16 protein-coding genes are annotated in these 18,311 nt (G+C 70.2%); 11 read left to right on the top strand and 5 right to left on the bottom strand.

Features of this window, described 5'->3' with window-relative positions; translation table 11 throughout:
- Positions 1-36 precede the first annotated feature (36 nt).
- The 3 genes from JHE00_RS28730 (at position 37) to JHE00_RS28740 (ending at position 3,188) form a co-directional block, all read left to right on the top strand.
- Entirely contained in the window at positions 37-540 is a 504-nt protein-coding gene (locus tag JHE00_RS28730; RefSeq protein WP_200324163.1) for an ArsR/SmtB family transcription factor, read from the top strand.
- Positions 541-763: 223 nt separating this feature from the next.
- Positions 764-2,143, top strand: a complete 1,380-nt coding sequence (gene hflX, locus JHE00_RS28735; RefSeq protein WP_230425179.1) for a GTPase HflX — start codon at positions 764-766, stop codon at positions 2,141-2,143.
- A 10-nt stretch (positions 2,144-2,153) separates the two neighbouring features.
- On the top strand, positions 2,154-3,188 hold the full coding sequence (locus JHE00_RS28740; protein WP_307832162.1) for a hypothetical protein: 1,035 nt from the start codon (positions 2,154-2,156) through the stop codon (positions 3,186-3,188).
- 12 nt (positions 3,189-3,200) lie between these two features.
- Here JHE00_RS28740 and lexA read toward each other — a convergent pair whose 3' ends face one another.
- On the bottom strand, positions 3,201-3,890 hold the full coding sequence (gene lexA, locus JHE00_RS28745) for a transcriptional repressor LexA (RefSeq protein ID WP_200324167.1): 690 nt from the start codon (positions 3,888-3,890) through the stop codon (positions 3,201-3,203).
- 229 nt (positions 3,891-4,119) lie between these two features.
- Between lexA and JHE00_RS28750 the strand changes: the two genes are divergently transcribed.
- The 4 genes from JHE00_RS28750 to JHE00_RS28765 all read left to right on the top strand — a co-directional run bounded on the left by JHE00_RS28750 (position 4,120) and on the right by JHE00_RS28765 (position 9,128).
- Positions 4,120-4,572: a LysM peptidoglycan-binding domain-containing protein gene (locus tag JHE00_RS28750; RefSeq protein ID WP_200324168.1), complete on the top strand. Its 453-nt coding sequence runs from the start codon at positions 4,120-4,122 to the stop codon at positions 4,570-4,572.
- A gap of 286 nt (positions 4,573-4,858) precedes the next feature.
- Entirely contained in the window at positions 4,859-5,353 is a 495-nt protein-coding gene (nrdR, locus tag JHE00_RS28755; RefSeq protein WP_200324170.1) for a transcriptional regulator NrdR, read from the top strand.
- Positions 5,354-5,387: 34 nt separating this feature from the next.
- Complete coding sequence (locus tag JHE00_RS28760; protein ID WP_200324172.1) at positions 5,388-8,243, top strand: vitamin B12-dependent ribonucleotide reductase; 2,856 nt, start codon at positions 5,388-5,390, stop codon at positions 8,241-8,243.
- Between the two features lie 120 nt (positions 8,244-8,363).
- Positions 8,364-9,128 carry an SDR family oxidoreductase gene (locus JHE00_RS28765; RefSeq protein WP_200324174.1) on the top strand — a complete coding sequence of 255 codons (765 nt, stop codon included), beginning with the start codon at positions 8,364-8,366 and terminating at the stop codon, positions 9,126-9,128.
- Here the strand turns inward: JHE00_RS28765 and JHE00_RS28770 are convergent.
- Complete coding sequence (locus JHE00_RS28770) at positions 9,116-11,146, bottom strand: prolyl oligopeptidase family serine peptidase (protein ID WP_200324176.1); 2,031 nt, start codon at positions 11,144-11,146, stop codon at positions 9,116-9,118. The two genes, JHE00_RS28765 and JHE00_RS28770, sit on opposite strands and share 13 nt — an antisense overlap.
- 79 nt (positions 11,147-11,225) lie before the next feature.
- Here JHE00_RS28770 and JHE00_RS35330 point away from each other — a divergent pair, with 79 nt between their 5' ends.
- Both JHE00_RS35330 and JHE00_RS28780 read left to right on the top strand, forming a co-directional pair.
- The gene (locus tag JHE00_RS35330) at positions 11,226-12,125 is read left to right on the top strand and encodes a neutral zinc metallopeptidase (protein WP_200324178.1); all 900 of its coding nucleotides are present in this window, start codon (positions 11,226-11,228) and stop codon (positions 12,123-12,125) included.
- Positions 12,126-12,218: 93 nt separating this feature from the next.
- Complete coding sequence (locus JHE00_RS28780; RefSeq protein ID WP_200324180.1) at positions 12,219-12,650, top strand: CBS domain-containing protein; 432 nt, start codon at positions 12,219-12,221, stop codon at positions 12,648-12,650.
- On the opposite strand, the gene JHE00_RS28785 is transcribed toward JHE00_RS28780, so the two are convergent.
- Together JHE00_RS28785 and JHE00_RS28790 are read right to left on the bottom strand one after the other, a co-directional pair.
- Complete coding sequence (locus JHE00_RS28785) at positions 12,639-13,694, bottom strand: DUF2293 domain-containing protein (RefSeq protein ID WP_200324182.1); 1,056 nt, start codon at positions 13,692-13,694, stop codon at positions 12,639-12,641. The two genes, JHE00_RS28780 and JHE00_RS28785, sit on opposite strands and share 12 nt — an antisense overlap.
- A gap of 50 nt (positions 13,695-13,744) precedes the next feature.
- Entirely contained in the window at positions 13,745-14,155 is a 411-nt protein-coding gene (locus JHE00_RS28790; RefSeq protein ID WP_200324184.1) for a DUF4140 domain-containing protein, read from the bottom strand.
- A 144-nt stretch (positions 14,156-14,299) separates the two neighbouring features.
- Between JHE00_RS28790 and JHE00_RS28795 the strand changes: the two genes are divergently transcribed.
- The gene (locus JHE00_RS28795; RefSeq protein WP_307832163.1) at positions 14,300-16,069 is read left to right on the top strand and encodes a Xaa-Pro dipeptidyl-peptidase; all 1,770 of its coding nucleotides are present in this window, start codon (positions 14,300-14,302) and stop codon (positions 16,067-16,069) included.
- Between the two features lie 159 nt (positions 16,070-16,228).
- Positions 16,229-17,332: a DUF4192 domain-containing protein gene (locus tag JHE00_RS28800; RefSeq protein ID WP_200324188.1), complete on the top strand. Its 1,104-nt coding sequence runs from the start codon at positions 16,229-16,231 to the stop codon at positions 17,330-17,332.
- Here JHE00_RS28800 and galE read toward each other — a convergent pair.
- Positions 17,298-18,302: a UDP-glucose 4-epimerase GalE gene (gene galE, locus JHE00_RS28805; protein WP_200324190.1), complete on the bottom strand. Its 1,005-nt coding sequence runs from the start codon at positions 18,300-18,302 to the stop codon at positions 17,298-17,300. The genes JHE00_RS28800 and galE overlap by 35 nt on opposite strands.
- Between the last annotated feature and the right edge of the window lie 9 nt (positions 18,303-18,311).

Consider the following 18,311-nt stretch of genomic DNA (forward strand, 5'->3'; position numbering starts at 1 on the left):
AATGTGTCAATCACTCGCGCCTCGTAGGCTGACCGAGTGGACCCGCGGCGACGCAGAGCGACCGAGGCCGAGGCGAACGCGCTGGCCTCGGGAATACGCCTGCGCATCATCCGGTTGACCTACTCCGAGGCGCTGACCAACAAGGAACTGGCCGAGCGGCTCGGTCGCGATCCGGCCACCACGCTGCACCACGTACGCAAGCTGGTGGACACGGGCTTTCTCGAACCACAGCCGCGCCGCAAGGGAAACCGTGGCGCGACGGAGATCCCGTACCTCTCCACCGGCCTGTCGTGGCGGCTCGACTCCGCGGGTGACGACACCAGGATCCGCGAAGCGATCCTCGAGGCCTACCTCGCCGAGATCGCCGAGGTGGAGCAGGCGGAGCTGTCGCAGTGGCGGTTCGTCGCTCAGGTCCCCGAGGAGCAGCGCCAGGAGTTCACGAACCGGCTGGAGGAGCTGCTCGAGGACTTCAGGAACCGGCCCGCCGACCCCGACGCCGAGCGCGTGGCGGTGTACATCGGGATGTACCCCAGTCGCTAATCGGTTCGGCGAATCGGTCGAATCGTGGCAGCATGGTGGGCAGAGAGGGTCGATCGGTGAGTCGGCCCGGCAGCACAACTGGAGGCATGTGAGCAAGCCGAATCCCCGCGAGTACTCGCGGGCGGAAGCACAGTTCGACTCGGCGGAGTCGCGGCCGGAGGAACTCTTCGACGAGTTCGGCCAGTACGTCGACGAGGTCGACGCCGAGCTTTCCCAGGGGGAACTGGAACTCGAGGACCGCGCCTCGCTGCGCAGGGTCGCGGGACTTTCCACCGAACTCACCGACATCACCGAGGTCGAGTACCGCCAGCTGCGGCTCGAACGCGTCGTGCTCGTCGGAGTGTGGACCGAGGGCACCGCCGAGCAGTCCGAAGCCTCGCTCGAGGAGCTCGCCAGGCTGGCCGAGACCGCGGGCTCCGAGATCCTCGAGGGCCTCGTGCAGCGCAGGGGCCGGCCGGACCCGGCCACCTACATCGGTTCGGGCAAGGTGCGCGAGCTGGCCGACGTCGTTGTCGCGACCGGGGCCGACACCGTCATCTGCGACGGCGAGCTCTCGCCGGGCCAGCTACGGCAGCTCGAAGCCAAGCTCAAGGTGAAGGTCATCGACCGCACCGCGCTGATCCTCGACATCTTCGCCCAGCACGCCCGCTCACGGGAAGGCAAGGCGCAGGTCGAGCTGGCCCAGCTGCAGTACCTCATCCCGCGGCTGCGGGGCTGGGGTGAGTCGCTGTCCCGGCAGGCCGGTGGCCGTGCCGGAGGCGCGAACGGTGGTGTGGGTCTGCGTGGTCCCGGTGAGACGAAGCTGGAGACCGACCGGCGGCGCATCAGCAAGCGGGTGGCCAAGCTGCGTCGCGAGATCGCGTCGATGGACACCATCCGCGCCACCAAGCGCGGCAGGCGGGTGGCCAACGAGGTGCCGAGCGTCGCGATCGTCGGCTACACCAACGCGGGCAAGTCCAGCCTGCTCAACGCCATCACGGGCGCGGGCGTGCTCGTGGAGGACGCGCTGTTCGCGACACTCGACCCGACCACCCGCCGCTCAGAGACACCGGACGGCAGGTCGTACACGCTGACCGACACCGTCGGGTTCGTACGGCACCTGCCGCACCAGCTGGTCGACGCGTTCCGGTCCACCCTCGACGAGGCGGCCGACGGGGACCTGCTCGTGCACGTCGTGGACGGCTCGGCGCCCGCTCCGGAGGAGCAGGTCGAGGCCGTGCACGAGGTGCTCAACGAGATCGCGCACCGGCGCTCCGACGCGCTGCCGCCCGAGCTGATCGTGATCAACAAGGCGGACGCGGCGGACGAGCTGACGCTGGCCAGGCTCCGGCACCTGCTGCCGGACGCCATGGTGGTGTCGGCGCGCAGCGGTCAGGGCGTCACCGCACTGGTCGACGAGGTCTCCCGACGGCTGCCCCGTCCGGAGGTGGCCGTGGACGTCCTCGTCCCGTACGCGCGTGGCGAGCTCGTCGCACGAGCGCACGCCGACGGCGAGGTGCTCTCCGAGGAGCACACGCCGGAGGGCACGCGGCTGCAGGCCCGGGTCCACCCCGACCTGGCCGCGGCGTTGCGGAGTTACGTCGCCGACGGTTCCGCGATCTGACGGTGTGAGCGTGCATGGTCCTCGCTGGGCGGTCGGCGCATCCGTTCTCGTCGGCCTGCTCGCGTGCGGCGTCCTCCCCGCCTCGGCACAGGCGTCCGCACCCGAGCAGGTCTGCTCGCTCGCCGACGAGCGGCTCGACGAGGTGTCCGGCCTGGCCGCGGACGGGGACAACTGGTACGCCGTCAACGACGGTGGCACCAGCATCGAGATCTTCGTGCTGGGCAAGGACTGTTCGGTGCGCGGTGTGATCGAGAACCCCACCGATCCCTACGACGTCGAGGACATGGCGCTGGCCCAGGACGGCACGCTCTGGCTCGGCGACACCGGCGACAACCGCAAGCGGCGCGACACCGTGGCGCTGCACGCGGTGTCGCCGGACGGCTCGTCGACGCTGTACCGGCTGACCTACCCGGACGGCGCGCACGACGCGGAAGCGCTGCTGCTGGACCGCTCGGGAACGCCGTACATCATCACCAAGAACGTGCTGGGCAACTCGGTGGTCTACCGGCCGGCCGGGCCGTTGACCAGCCCAGGACCCACACCGTTGGAGAACGTCGGCTCGCTCGCGATCACCACCACCGACACGCCGGGCGGGCCCGTCGGCCCGGTGGGGTCGATGCTCGTGACGGGCGCGGCGTCGAACGCCGACTCCACAGTGTTCGCGGTGCGGACCTACACCGACGCCTACCTGTACCCCGCGCCGGACGGCGACGTCCTCGCGGCGTTGCGGCGGTCGCCGGTGCGCGTCCCGCTGCCGGACGAGCAACAGGGCGAGGCGATCGCGTTCGACCCTGACGGCTCGTTGGTGTCGGTCAGTGAGGGCGTGGGCAGCCCGGTGCGGATCGTGCGCGGTGCCGCGGACCTCGCCGCGACGGCGGGCCAGAACACCGAGTCCGAGGAGCAGGCGGCGTCACCGTCGGCCGGTGACCCCGCTCCGGCGTCGGACGAGGACAGCTCAGGTGTCCCGGTGCTGCCGGGAATCGCGATCGCCGTTGGCGTGGCCGCGGTGCTCGTCTTCGGTGTCGGCAAACTCCGCCGCCGCTAGCCGGTCCGGCGCTCAGAGCCTGCGCAGTACGGCGACGACTTTGCCGAGGATGCTGGCGTCGTCGCCGGGAATCGGCTCGTACGCCTCGTTGTGCGGCATCAGCCAGACGTGCCCGTCCTTGCGCTTGAACGTCTTGACGGTGGCCTCGCCCTCGATCATCGCGGCCACGATGTCGCCGTTCTCCGCGTTCGGCTGCTGCCGCACGACGACCCAGTCGCCGTCGGTGATCGCGGCGTCGACCATCGAGTCGCCCGTGACGCTCAGCAGGAACACGTCGCCCTCTCCGACGATGTCCTTCGGCAGCGGGAAGACGTCCTCGATCGCTTCCTCGGCCAGCACGGGGCCACCGGCGGCGATGCGGCCCACGAGCGGCACGAACGCGGGCTTGGGCAGCTGCTCGGCGATCGCGGCGGAACGGTCGGCCTGGGCGGAGAGCACGCCGACCGCACGCGGCCGGTTGGCGTCGCGGCGCAGGTAGCCCTTGCGCTGCAACGCGCGCAGCTGGTGCGACACCGACGACGTGGACGTGAGGCCCACGGCCTCGCCGATCTCCCTGACGCTGGGCGGGTAGCCGTACCGGCTGACCCACTCCCGGATCACCTCGAGGACCTTCTGCTGGCGCGGAGTCAGGCTGTCGTCCGGGTCCTCGATCTCCGGAAGGGCGTGCACCTTGCCGCCGTCGTCCTTGGTCTTGCGTGCCACCGCGTTGCCTCCCAGTCGAGGGCCGGTCGTCGCCGTACCCCGGGTTGCTGTCGTGCTGCGCGCCTGCGCCCGTGGGCACGCCCGCTGTCCTTTCCCGACGCTAGCCCGCCTCACCGGCGATTTCAAACATTTGTTCGATCGACACGCCGCCGCGCTCTCGATTTTGTCGGACCCGGGTGGTAGACCTTCGCACGGGCGTTCGATAGAACGCATGTTCGAGGAGGTTTCGATGTCGGTTGTCGTGGAGCGCGAAGTTCACGAGATCGGTCGGGTCCAGCGACCGGGCAGGGTCGTGCGCAGGCCGCGAACGGGGGAGACGCGTCGGCCGCCGACGCGAGCACGCGTCGTCGCAGGCAGGCGGCCTTCGGGTGTCGCCTCGTGCGCGCCGAGGACGGTCGCGCCGCGCTGGACGCTACTGCTGGCGCTCGGCGCCGCGGTGTGCCTCGGTGTCGTCGGGCTCGGAACGCTCGCGGGCGGCGTCGCGGGCGGCGGCGAGGCGACGGTTCCCGTCGGCACCGCGGTCGTGTCGGTCTCGCCGGGTGACACCCTCTGGGACGTCGCCCAGCGCACCGCTCCGGGTAGCGACCCCGCCGCCGTGGTCGAGCGTATCCAGGAGCTGAACGGGCTCACGGGCGCCGCTGTCGACGCCGGCGTCCCGCTCGTGGTCCCCGCCGAAGCCTGATCGGGCGCGCGAGAATCTCTTCTACCCGTGCGGCACGTATGTTCGCCGTCACCCCCTCGGGGGGCTCGTGTCCGCTTGCGCCGAGAGCCTGCGACTCTTACAGTCAACCCCTACATGTAGTAGTTACATGGCTGTAGTTGGTCCACAAGTTGGGGTAGAATCGACAGAGTTATCCACAGCTTGTCGGTGTTCACCCACCGGATGTCCACAAGATGATCACCAGGGCGACGCTGTCCAGGGGGTCCGGACTCCGGTTGGAACCGGTGCGATGAGGAGGTGATCGACGATGCGGTGCCCGTTCTGCAGGCACGCCGATTCGCGTGTCGTCGACTCCCGCGAGGTCGATGAAGGTCAGGCGATCCGCCGTCGCCGGTCGTGCTCCGAGTGCGGCCGCCGGTTCACCACCTCGGAGACGATGGTCCTCGCCGTCGTCAAGCGTTCCGGGGTCACCGAACAGTTCAGCCGCGACAAGGTGGTTCTGGGAGTGCGCCGCGCATGCCAGGGCCGTCCCGTCGACGACGACGCGCTGCAGCAGCTCGCGCAGCGCGTCGAGGAGTCGATCAGGGCGGCAGGCGTCGCGGAGATTCCGAGCCACGAGGTGGGGCTGGCCATTCTTGGCCCGCTTCGCGAGCTGGACACTGTGGCTTATCTGCGGTTCGCGAGTGTTTACCGCTCGTTCTCCTCGATCGAGGACTTCGAGAAGGAGATCTCGGATCTTCGGCAGGCGATTGCGGATACGGCCGATCTGGCCGGCAGCGGGAATGGTGCGGACGACGCGTGACGTCGCCGCGAGTGCGAACGCGGGAGTGGGACTCATGACAGAAACCGTGGGGGTCGGCGCCGAGACCCCCGGCAGGTCGGGGAAGAAGCGCCAGAGTGGTGCCTCGCGCAAGGGACTCGACGTCCAGCGCGTGTACACCACCGAGGGCGTGCACCCCTATGACGAGGTGCGGTGGGAGAGCCGCGACGTCGTCATGACCAACTGGCGTGACGGCAGCATCAACTTCGAACAGCGGGGCGTCGAGTTCCCCGAGTTCTGGTCGGTCAACGCCACCAACATCGTCACCAGCAAGTACTTCCGGGGCGCCGTGGGCAGCCCGCAGCGCGAGAGCAGCCTCAAGCAGCTCATCGACCGAGTCGTGAAGAAGTACGTCGCCGCGGGCCTCGAGCACGGCTACTTCTCCACGTCCACCGACGCCGAGATCTTCGAGCACGAGCTCACCTGGATGCTGCTGCACCAGGTGTTCAGCTTCAACTCCCCGGTCTGGTTCAACGTCGGGACCTCGTCGAAGCAGCAGGTCTCCGCGTGCTTCATCCTCTCCGTCGACGACACGATGGAGTCGATCCTCGACTGGTACAAGGAAGAGGGCCGCATCTTCAAGGGCGGTTCCGGTGCGGGTCTGAACCTCTCGCGCATCCGTTCCTCGAAGGAGCTGCTCTCCTCGGGCGGCACCGCCTCGGGCCCCGTCTCGTTCATGCGCGGCGCCGACGCGTCCGCGGGCACCATCAAGTCGGGCGGTGCGACCCGGCGCGCGGCGAAGATGGTCGTGCTGGACGTCGACCACCCGGACGTCGAGGAGTTCATCGAGACCAAGGCGAAGGAAGAGCACAAGATCCGCGTGCTCCGCGACGGCGGGTTCGACATGGACCTCGGCGGCAGCGACATCGCGTCGGTGCAGTACCAGAACGCCAACAACTCGGTCCGCGTGTCCGACGAGTTCATGAAGGCCGTCGACGACAACTCGGACTTCGGTCTGCGCGCCCGCCTCACCGGTGAGGTCATCGAGCGCGTCGACGCAAAGAACCTCTTCCGCAAGATGGCCAAGGCCGCGTGGGAGTGCGCCGACCCCGGCATCCAGTACGACGACACGATCAACGACTGGCACACCTGCCCCGAGTCGGGCCGGATCACCGCGTCGAACCCGTGCTCGGAGTACATGCACCTGGACAACTCCAGCTGCAACCTCGCGTCGCTGAACCTGCTGAAGTTCCTGTCGGACGACGGCACGTTCAACGCGGAGCTGTTCGCCAAGGCCGTCGAGGTGGTCATCACCGCGATGGACATCTCGATCTGCTTCGCCGACTTCCCGACCGAGCCGATCGCCGACACCACGCGGAAGTTCCGTCAGCTGGGCATCGGTTACGCCAACCTCGGCGCGCTGCTGATGGCCACCGGCCACGCCTACGACTCCGACGGCGGTCGCGCGCTCGCGGCCTCCATCACGTCGCTGATGACGGCCGTGTCGTACCGGCGTTCGGCCGAGATGGCCGGTGTCGTCGGCCCGTACGAGGGCTACGCCCGCAACGCCGAGGCGCACCAGCGTGTCATGCGCAAGCACGCCGCGGCCAACGACTCGATCCGTACGCACCACACCAACGACGTCAACGTGCGCGACGTGGCCACCCGTGAGTGGAAGCGCGGCATCGACGTCGGCTCGACGGCTGGCTGGCGCAACGCGCAGGCCAGCGTGCTGGCGCCGACCGGCACCATCGGCTTCATGATGGACTGCGACACCACCGGTATCGAGCCGGACTTCGCGCTGGTGAAGTTCAAGAAGCTCGTCGGCGGCGGCTCGATGCAGATCGTCAACAACGCCGTGTCGCGCGCGCTGCACTCGCTCGGTTACCAGAACGAGCAGATCGAGGCGATCGTCGACTACATCTCGCAGCACGGTCACGTCGTGGACGCTCCGGGCCTGCGGCCCGAGCACTACGAGGTGTTCGACTGCGCCGTCGGTGAGCGCTCCATCGCGCCGATCGGCCACGTGCGGATGATGGCGGCCGTGCAGCCGTTCCTGTCCGGCGCGATCTCCAAGACGGTCAACATGCCGGAGACGGCGACCGTCGAAGAGGTCGAGGAGATCTACTTCCAGGGCTGGAAGCTCGGCCTCAAGGCGCTGGCCATCTACCGCGACAACTGCAAGGTCGGCCAGCCGCTGTCCAGCGGCAAGAAGGAGAAGGTCGAGGCCGAGCAGGAGAAGGTCGTCGAGTACCGGCCGGTGCGCAAGCGCCTGCCGAAGAAGCGCCCGAGCCAGACGGTGTCGTTCACCGTTGCCGGCGCCGAGGGCTATCTGACCGCGGGCTCGTACCCGGACGACGGTCTCGGCGAGATCTTCGTCAAGCTCGGCAAGCAGGGTTCCACGCTCGCGGGTGTGATGGACGCCTTCTCGATGTCGATCTCGGTGGGTCTGCAGTACGGCATTCCGCTGGAGTTCTACGTCTCGAAGTTCTCCAACCTGCGGTTCGAGCCTGCCGGCATGACCGACGACCCGGACGTGCGGATGGCGACGAGCGTGCTCGACTACCTGTTCCGCAGGCTGGCGCTGGACTACCTGCCCTACGACAAGCGCGTGCAGCTCGGCATCTTCACCGCCGACGAGCGGTCCGCGCAGGTCGAGGCCGACTACGGCACGAGTGGCGACGCTCAGGAGAGCGCGGTCCTCGAGGAGCTTCGGTCCAGTGTCGACGCGTCCAGCCAGCGTGCGCTGGAGAAGGGCGACGAGGAGTCATCCGCGAAGTTCCAGGACGCGCACACCACGACGGAACTGATGGAGTTGCACCTCGGCAAGGCGGCCGACGCCCCGCTGTGCATGACCTGCGGCACGAAGATGCGCCCGGCAGGGTCGTGCTACGCGTGCGAGGGCTGCGGAGCCACCTCGGGCTGCAGCTGATCAGCTGACGGACAAACAGCGGGGAGCGGGCGCCACGCCCGCTCCCCGCTGTATTTTGTGTGGTCCTGTCGTGCCGGGTGGCGTCTTGCGCGGTTGTGCGGGGCGGCGTAAGCCTCACCCATGACATCCGCTCCGATTCTCGTCACCGGTGGTACCGGCAGGCTGGGCAAGCACGTCGTCCGGCACCTGCTGGACCACGGCAGGCCCGTGCGCGTCGCGAGCAGGCGGGAGGCGCCGCCCGGATCGGTGCCCTACGAGTGGGCCACGGTGGACTACCGGCGCGGCGACGGCCTCACGGCCGCGATTGAGGGTGCCTCCGCGGTGGTGCACTGCGCCACCGGTCTGGTGCGCGGTGAGGTTCGGCTCGCCGAATCCGTGGTGTCCGCGGCGAAAGCCGCCGAGTGCCCGCACCTGATCTACATCTCGATCGTCGGCGTCGACCGGCACCCGCTCGGCTACTATCGCGCCAAGCACACCGCCGAGCAGGTGGTCTCCGGCTCCGGTCTCGGATGGACGGTGTTGCGCGCGACGCAGTTCCACGACCTCGTGCTGCGCATCGTGTCCGCACTGGCCCGGCCGCCCGTGCTCGTGGCACCCAAGGCTCTGCGCCTGCAGCCCGTCGACGCCGGCGAGGTCGGGGCGCGGCTCGCCGCGCTGGCCGAGGACGAGCCGGCCGGCCGTGTCCCCGACTTCGGCGGGCCCGAGGTCCACGAGTTCACAGACCTGGCCCGGGCGTACCTGTCGGCGGCGGGGCGTCGCCGCCGGATACTGACCGTGCCACCGGTTGGCGGTTCCTTCCGCGCGTTCCGCGACGGTGTGCACCTCGCGCCCGCACACACCGACGGCACGGTGACGTTCTCCGAGTTCCTCGCTCAGCGACTCTGAGCGCCCGCCAGCCGCTGCCACAGGAACTGGAACACCAGTGCCCACTTGAACGCGAGCTGGGCGTTGTCGGCCGCGGCGCCGTGCCCGCCCTCGATGTTCTCGTGGTACTGCACGTCGTAGCCGTACTCCCGCATCCGTGCCACCATCTTGCGCGCGTGTGCGGGGTGCACCCGGTCGTCGCGCGTCGAGGTCACGAACAGCACCGGTGGGTAATCACGTCCACTGTGGACGTTCTGGTACGGCGAGTACCGCGAGATGTAGTCCCACTCGGCCGGGTCGTCGGGGTCGCCGTACTCGGCCATCCACGAGGCACCCGCGAGCAGCAGGTGGTAGCGGCGCATGTCCAGTAGCGGCACCTGGCTGACGATCGCACCGAAGCGCTCCGGGTAGCGGGTGAGCATCACGCCCATCAGCAGCCCGCCGTTGCTGCCACCCTGGATGCCCAGCTGGGCCGGTGTGGTGATGCCGCGCTCCACCAGATCCGCCGCCACGGCGGCGAAGTCCTCGTACACGCGATGACGGTGGGCCTTGATCGCCTGGTTGTGCCAGTCGGGCCCGTACTCGCCGCCGCCGCGGATGTTGGCGAGCACGTAGGTGCCGCCCTTCGCGAGCCAGCCCCTGCCGATCACGCCGCTGTAGTACGGGGTCTGCGACACCTCGAACCCGCCGTAGCCGGAGAGCAGGGTCGGCCCCGGCTGGTTCTCGCGCGCGCCCACGACGAAGTACGGGATGCGCGTGCCGTCGGCCGACGTCGCGAAGAACTGCTCCGCGGACAGTCCCGCGCTGTCGAAGCGCGCCGGTGCCCGGCGCAGGGTCTCGAGCGGCCCGCCGATCGTGCCGCGCACGAGCGTGGAGGGCTCGGTGAACCCGGCGACGTCGAGCATGAACTCGTCGCTGTCGTGTGCGTCGACGCCGACGAGGTCCACGGTGCCGACCTCGGGCACGCCCGCGAGCGGATCGTCACGCCAGCCGTCCTTGGCAGGCGTCAGCACGCGCAGCCGGGTCTTGACGTCGTTGAGCGTGCCCAGGACCAGGTGGTGGCGCGTCCAGGCGTAGTAGTCGAGCGAGGTGTGGGCGTCGGGCTCGAACAGCACGGTCATGGTGCGCGCGCCCGCGAGGAAGTCGTCGAGCTTCGCGGCGAGCAGCGCGCCTGCCGGGTACTCGCCCCACGGCGTGCGGGTGCGCACCAGCAGCCACTCCCGGTGCACCGACGCGCCCGCGTCCTCCGGCACGTCGATGCGCACCAGGTCGTCGCCGGAGCGCAGGTACAGCTCCGAGCGGTAGAAGTCGACGTTGCGGCGGACGAAGTCGCGTTCCCAGCCCTCGGTGGAGTCGTGGTAGCCGCGCACCGACACGTCCTCGGGCTTGCCCTCGAACACCACGGCCGACTCGGCCAGCGGGGTGCCGCGCCGCCACTGCCTGACCACCCTCGGGTAGCCGGAGTTGGTGAGCGAGCCCTCGCCGAGGTCGGTGCCGACGTAGATGTGGTCCTCGTCGATCCAGGCGACCGAGCTCTTCGCCTCGGGCAGGGTGAAGCCATCGTCGACGAACTCGAGCCGCTCCAGGTCGAACTCGCGCACCACGGTGGCGTCGGCACCGCCGCGCGACAGCTCGACCAGGCAGCGCCTCAGCCCGGGACGTAGCACGGCCGCGCCCTGCCAGACCCAGTTCTCGCCCTCGGCCTCGGCGAGCGAGTCCACGTTGATCAGCACCTGCCAGTCCGGCTCGGCGGTGCGGTACTGCTCCAGCGTCGTGCGCCGCCACAGCCCGCGGGGGTGTGCGCCATCGCGCCAGAAGTTGTAGAGGTACTCGCCGCGACGGCGGACGTAGGGGATCCGGTCGTCGGCGTCGAGGACCTCGCGCAGCTCGTCGCGGGCTCGTTCGAAGGGCTCGCCGCCCGCGAGCCGCTCGACCGCCTCGGCGTTGCGGGAACGCACCCAGTCGAGCGCGGTCTCGCCGGTGACGTCCTCGAGCCAGAGGTACGGATCGTCGTCAACGGGGATGGTCGCGTCGGTCATGACCCCAGTCTGCCAGCGGCGGGGCGTTCTCGTTTCGTGATCCCGGACGGGTGACGCCACGGATAAGCTGACGTGCATTGTGGACAGAAACCTCGATGTCCGGCCCGAGAAGAACAACCCGTTCGCGATCCTCGGCGTCCTGGTGCTCGTGCTGGGTGTCGTCGGAGTGGTCGCGCTCACGGGACGCGCCCTCACGCCCGTCCGCGGCATCGCGCAGCCGGCGCCGGACGCGCTGGCGCGGGCCGCCTCGCCGGAACCGCCGCGGCCGGCCGAGCCCACCGATTCCGCCGAGCCGGAGGCCACGGGCGGCCTGCTGGGCGAGGGCGTCGTGCTGGCCGGTGTCGCGTGCGAGCTGCCCGGGCTGGGCGGTTCGGACGAGCAACTGACGGCGTTCTACTCCGCGGCGCTGACCTGCCTCGACACGGCGTGGGAACCGGTACTGACCAGCACCGGCGCGACGTTCGCCGAGGCGGGCATCGAGATCGCCTCGGACGCCGCCAGTTCCTGTGGTGAGGTTCCCGGCGCCGACGAGGCGACGGCGTTCTACTGCGGCGCCGACAGCGTCATCCACATGCCGAAGGCCCGGATCATGGACTACCTCGGCCTCTACGAGCCCGCCCACCTCGGGGTGCTCGCCCACGAGTACGGCCACCACGTGCAGCAGCTCAGCGGCACGCTGATGTCCGCGGGCCTGCGCAGCGGCCTGTCGGGACCGGGCTCGGAGCTCGATCTGGAGATCACCCGCCGGATCGAGCTGCAGGCCAACTGCCTCGCGGGCCTGTTCCTCGCCGCCGCCTCGGGTCGGGGCGACATCAGCGAGGACGAGGCCAGAGCCGCCGTCGCCGACTTCGCCAACAGCATCGACAGCGACACCCACGGCACGCTCGCGAACCAGATCCGCTGGGCCGAGATCGGGTTCGAGGGCAACGGCACAGCCGCCTGCGACACGTGGACCGTGCCTGCCGCAGACGTCGCCTGAGGGCGGGCACCCCGTTCGCGCGCTTTCCCGCCGCGCACCCAGCCCGTAGCCTGTTGTGAGGCAGCTCACTGTTCACCGCGGGAGGAGACGTTCATGCGCATTGCCGATCTGCTGCGGAGCAAGGGGTCGACGGTGGCCACCGTTGCTCCGGAGACGACCGTCAGAGAGCTGCTCGCCCGCCTCGCCCAGCACAACGTCGGCGCGCTCGTGGTGGTGGACGCCCAGGAGGTGGTGTCGGGCATCGTGTCCGAACGCGACGTCGTGCGCCGCCTGCACGACCACGGCCCCGACCTGCTCGAGCGGTCGGTCGCCGACATCATGACCACGCTGGTGGCCACGTGCACGCCACAGGACTCGGTCGACGAGCTCAGCGCCGTGATGACCGAGCGCAGGATCCGGCACATCCCGGTGCTCGTGGACGGCAAACTCGGCGGCATCATCAGCATTGGTGACGTCGTCAAGACCCGGATGGACGAACTGGAACAGAACCAGGAGCAGCTGGAGGCCTACATCTCAGGCGGCTGACTCCCAGCCGAGGAGCACGCGGTCGATGTCGGCGCGGATCCGCTCGCGCGCCAGCGCGCGGGGCACCCCCGACATCAGTAGCTCGTCGTAGTCGGTGTCCAGGTGCCGCACCGACGCGACCACGGCGGCCCGGACCGCGTCCTCGCCGAGTGCCCTGCCCTCGGCCGACCTGCCCACGCGGCCGCTGCCCCTCGTCGCGGCGTGCTCGGCGATGGCCCGCGCCCTCGGAGTGGGACAGCCTGGGAACCGGCGCACGATCTCGGCGGCGAACCGGCTCTGGAACTCGACGTCCTGTCCGGCCCGCCGTTCGGCGTCCCTCACGCGGCGCCGGGCCCGGAGGTCCTCGTCGGCGAAGCACTGTTCCTCGGCGCGTTCCAGCGCGGCCGGCTCCACGAGAATGCCCCGTCTCTCGTAGCGCTTGCGCCTGCGGTTGAACCGGACGACGAGCACGCACAGCGTGCTCTCCTTCTTCGCCCGCCGGGACAGCGCGGCATCGCCCGAGGGCAGGAACACGAGGTGGTCGAAGTCCGCGCACTCCAGGCACAGCGGGCCCGCGTCCTCGACGAGCTGGAACTCGCCCGCGTCGGCGCGCGTGCCGCAGTCCGCGCACGTCCACGCCTGGTCGGCGGGACTCACCGTGAGATCGGGCGCCTTGTTCTGCCTCGCCCGCAGCGATTCGAGGCGTTTCGGCGTCAGCTCCGGCGACATCCAGTGGGTGCGGAACAGCGCCTCGACGCGCTCGTCGCCGCCGGCGGTGAACCGCAGTTCGCGCGCGTCGCGGGTGCGCGCGACGTAGGCCGTCTCGCTCGGCAGCAGCCCGCGCTCGGCCGCCCAGGCGTGCAGGTGGCGCACGGCGTCCACGAGCTTGTCCGCGTCCACCGGCACGGCCTGTTCGAGGTGCGGGACGCGCCCAGAGCGCCACTCGTCGACGCGCGGTGACGGCAGCCAGCCCAGAGCCGACAACAGCTCGACGGGAGCCACGTACTTTTGGCGGGAGAGGGCGGTCTCGGCGGCATCGGCCACCCGTTGGCGCAGCTTCGTCATGGCGCCGGACAGCCTAGCCTGGCCGCTGCAGGCGTCTCCGGCTCAACCGGTCAGTCGCGCCAGCCGCTCAGTTCGATGCCCTTGGCCACGTCGACCCGGAAGTCGAGCGTGATCTCGGCGGTCGCGCTCTGGTCCAGCTCCAGCCTCCGCCGCAGTTCGCCGAGATCGGTGTGCTCGACGAGCTCGTCGAGCCGCGCGCGCACCGCGTCCCGCTGGTCGAGCAGCGCCTTGAGTGCGGGCCCGCTCTCCTGCGCGCGGATCTCCTTCGCCACGTCGACCCCGGCGATCGCAGCGGGCCCCGACCCGCCCGCGCGAACCGACTCGGCCGGGAGCTCGCTCGGCAGTCCACTGACCACGAACCGGTGGTCGCCGGTGAGCCTGGTGATGCCCCAGCGCGTGACCCTGGCGTGCCGGGGATGCACCGTGACCGCGACGATCGGGGCCTCGAGCGTGGTGGGCATCCCTCGACGCTACGGCATGCCGGTCGCCGGTACGGCCGCATTCCGCGCAGCCTTTCGTCTGGATCTGTCCCGGTTTCCTTGACACGTGTGTGGCCCGCCGGAAAGGTCAAACCACTCTCCGATCGTCGTCAGACTGGGGGCCCTGTGAGATCTGCACGCCTTGCCGTCCTGCTCGCCGCCACCCTCGCGCTACCGCTGGTTCCGGCCACGGCACACGCGGATCCGCCCCAGAACCCCGTGTTCGAGGACGGGCAGGCGCAACCGGTGTTCGACCCCGAGGACGTGGTGCGCGAGAACCTGTGGGTGCGGGCACCCGTGGACAGTGACCGGGACGGCGTCGACGACGAGGTGCACGTCGAGATCGTTCGGCCGAAGGCCACCGAGGACGGCCTGCGGGTGCCGGTCGTCTACCAGGCGAGCCCCTACTATGCGGGCGGCAACGATGTCGCCAACCACAACGTGGACGTGGAGCTGCACGTCCCCGACGGGCACGGCAAGCCGAAACCGCAGATCGAATGGCGCTACGAGGAGTACCTGCTCGCGCGGGGATTCGCCGTGGTGTACGGGGAATCGCTCGGCAGCGGAGCCTCCACGGGATGCCCGACCACGGGCGGCGAGAACGAGACGATCGGCGCGAGGTCCGTCGTCGACTGGCTCAACGGAAGGGCGCCCGCACGTGATGCCGAGGGCACGCCGGTCGCCGCGGAGTGGTCCACCGGCAAGACCGCGATGATGGGCGTGTCCTACAACGGCACCCTGCCCAACGCGGTCGCCAGCACCGGTGTCGAAGGGCTCGAGACGATCGTGCCCATCGCGGCGATCTCCGACTGGTACGACTACTACCGCGAGGACGGCGCGGTCGTCGCGCCCGGCGGGTACCAGGGCGAGGACGCCGACGTGCTCGCCGAGTACGTCTACACCCGGGAGGACCGCGAGGTCTGCCGTCCCGTGATCGACGAGCTCGCGAGGGAGCAGGACCGCGTCACCGGCGACCGCAACGCGTTCTGGGACGAGCGCGACTATCTCGACGACGCCCATCGCGTGCGCGCCTCGGTGCTCGTGGTGCACGGCCTCAACGACTGGAACGTCACGACCAGCCAAGCCGCGAAGTGGTACGCGGCGCTGGGCGAGGCCGGCGTGGAGCGCAAGATCTGGTGGCACCAGTCCGGGCACTCCGACCCGTACACGCTGCGGCAGCAGGAGTGGCTGCGCACGCTCAACCGGTGGTTCTCGCACTACCTCTACGACGTCGACAACGGCATCGAGAGCGAGCCGAGGTCGACGGTGCAGCGCGAGGACCTCTCGTGGGCCGACGAGGCCGACTGGCCCGCGCCGGGAACCCGCGACGCGACGGCGTACCTGCGGCCGGGCGGTCCCGATCGGGGCGGGCTCGACGTGGGCGGCCCGCTGCGGGGAAAGCCCGTCGTGGAGCGCCTGACCGACGACGCGACCAAGACCGTCGAGCAGCTGGTCGACGCCGACTCGTCGGCCAACCGGCTCGCGTACTCCTCTGAGCCAGCGCGGAAACCGGTGCGGTTGAGCGGAACCGCGGAGGTGGACCTCGAGGTCTCGTTCGACCGGCCCGCCGCGAACGTCACCGGAGTGCTCGTGGACCGCGCACCCGACGGCACCTCGACGGTGATCACTCGCGGGTGGACGGACCCGCAGAACCGCACGAGCCCGCACCGCACGCGGCCGATCAAGCCGGGCAAAAGCTACGACGTGACGTTCGAGCTGCAGCCGAAGGACTACGTGCTCGCGAAGGGGCACCGGCTGGAGTTCGCGCTGCTGTCGAGTGACCACGACTTCACCCTGAGGCCGGAGCCGGGTGCCGGACTCGCGATCGACGTCAGAAAGACATCGGTCACGCTGCCGGTCGTCGGTGGGAAGGGCGCGCTGCGCAAGGCGTTCTGAGCGGTGCCCGGTGGGCGGGGCCGCAGATCCTAGCCCCGCCCACCGACACCGACTCGCCCCCACCCGGTCACCACGTCCACCTTGTTCAACCCACCCCCACCCGTCCACAGATTCCGCCCACCCCCGCCACACCCACCCTCCCCACGCCACCGTGGACCCATGACCACCTCATCCACGACCGGCGTGACCTCGGTCGACCTGCGTACACCCGGACAGCTGCTCGCGGCCCTACCGCACCTCGTCGGATTCCTGCCCGTCGACTCACTCGTCGCGGTGGTGCACAACGGCGCCTCAGCCAACCGCGTGGGCTGTGTCCTGCGCGCCGACCTGCCGCCGCCGGGAGCCGAGCTCGAACTCGCGCACCGGCTGCGTACTCCGCTGCTCGCGGGGGAACCGGCCGGGGTGACGGTCGTCGTGGTCGGCGGGACGGGAGCTCGACAGGAGGCCGGGCCGCCGTACGCGGAGTTCGTCGACCTCGTCACCAGCATGCTCGGGGAGCTCGGAATCCCCTTGGTGCACGCACTCTGGGTACCGAAGATCCACACCGGACAGAGATGGCGGTGCTACGACGAACCGGACTGCGGCGGGCGGCTGCCCGACCCCGCCTCGTCGGTGCTCGCCGCCGTCAGCGCGCACGCTGGCCTCGTCACCTATGCCAGCAGGGAGGCGATGGAGGAGCAGCTCGCTCCCGACGACGACGTGGTGCTCGCTCGCCGCGCCGCACTGCTCGATGCCGCTGTGGACGCGTTCGCCACGACACCGGGCTCGCGAGGAACCTCGGCGGGCAAGGCGTTCGCCGTCGTGCGGACGGCGTTGGTCAGGGCGGCCCGAGGCGAGCTCGGGTTCTCCGACCAGGAGATCGCCGAGCTGGCGCTCGCGCTGACCGTCACCGAGGTCAGGGACGCGTGCCTGGCGCTGGCGCTACCTCCGGGCGGAGCGAGGGCGACGACTGCCGAGCGGCTGTGGCTCGTTCTCGTGCGCGCCACCCCGGAGCCCGAACGTGCGGAGGCGGCGAGCCTGCTCGCGTACTCAGCCTATGTCCGGGGAGACGGTCCGCTCGCGGGAATGGCGATCACGAAGGCGCTGGACGCTCATCCCGGCCACGTCCTGGCCGGGCTGCTGTCGCAGGCGCTGGGGCACTCGATGCCGCCGGACCGGCTCGCCAAGCTCGGCGGCACCTGCGATGCCGCCCCGTTGTGGGGCCCCGACGACGACGGAGCCCCGCCGCCTACGCGGGGTTCGCCTGCTTGCGGTCCTGGGTGAACCGCCACGCGTCGGCGACCATGCCCGCGAGGTCGGCCCGCTGGGGCTTCCAGCCCATCGCGGTCCTGGCCCGCTCGCTCGAGGCGACCAGCACGGCGGGGTCACCGGCGCGGCGCGGGGCGACCGCGGCGGGGATCGGGTGCCCGGTCACCTCGCGGCAGGCCTCGATCACCTGCCGCACGGAGAACCCGGTGCCGTTGCCCAGGTTGTAGATCTCGTGCTCGCCCGCGATGGCGTGCTCGACCGCCAGCAGGTGTGCGTCGGCGAGGTCGGCGACGTGGATGTAGTCGCGCACCGCCGTGCCGTCGTCGGTGGGGTAGTCGTCGCCGTAGATCTGCACCTGGGCGCGGTCGCCGGTGGCGACCTGCAGCACGATCGGGATCAGGTGCGTCTCGGTGGCGTGCCGCTCGCCGAAGCGGCCGTACGCGCCGGCGACGTTGAAGTACCGCAGGCTCACCGCTGCCAGACCGTGGGCTCGGGCGTAGCTGGTGATGGCGTGGTCGATGGCGAGCTTGGTCGCGCCGTAGGTGTTGGTGGGCCTGGTGGGCGCGGTCTCCGGGATCAGGCCGGTGTCGGGCTCGCCGTAGGTCGCGGCGGTGGAGGAGAACACGAGTCGCGGGGTGCCGTGGGTGCGCATCGCGTCGAGCAACCGGAGGGAGGTGAGCACGTTGCCACGCCAGTAGATGCCCGGGTCCTGCATCGACTCGCCGACGAGGGACTTGGCGGCGAAGTGCAGCACTCCGTCGAAACCCTGTCCCAGCAACGTTTCGGCGACCTCGGCCGCGTCGCCGTGCACGAACTCGGCACCTTCGGGGATGGCGTCCTCGTGGCCGGTGGACAGGTCGTCGACGACGGTGACGCTGTGGCCTGCTTCGAGCAGCCGCGTCGCGCAGACGCTGCCGATGTAGCCGGCTCCGCCCGTGACGACCAGCTTCATGGGCTTTCCGGATGGGGCCGTGTCGGTGGACATCTACTCCGG

This window comes from Prauserella cavernicola (genome assembly GCF_016595675.1).
Taxonomy (GTDB): Bacteria; Actinomycetota; Actinomycetes; order Mycobacteriales; family Pseudonocardiaceae; genus Prauserella_A; species Prauserella_A cavernicola.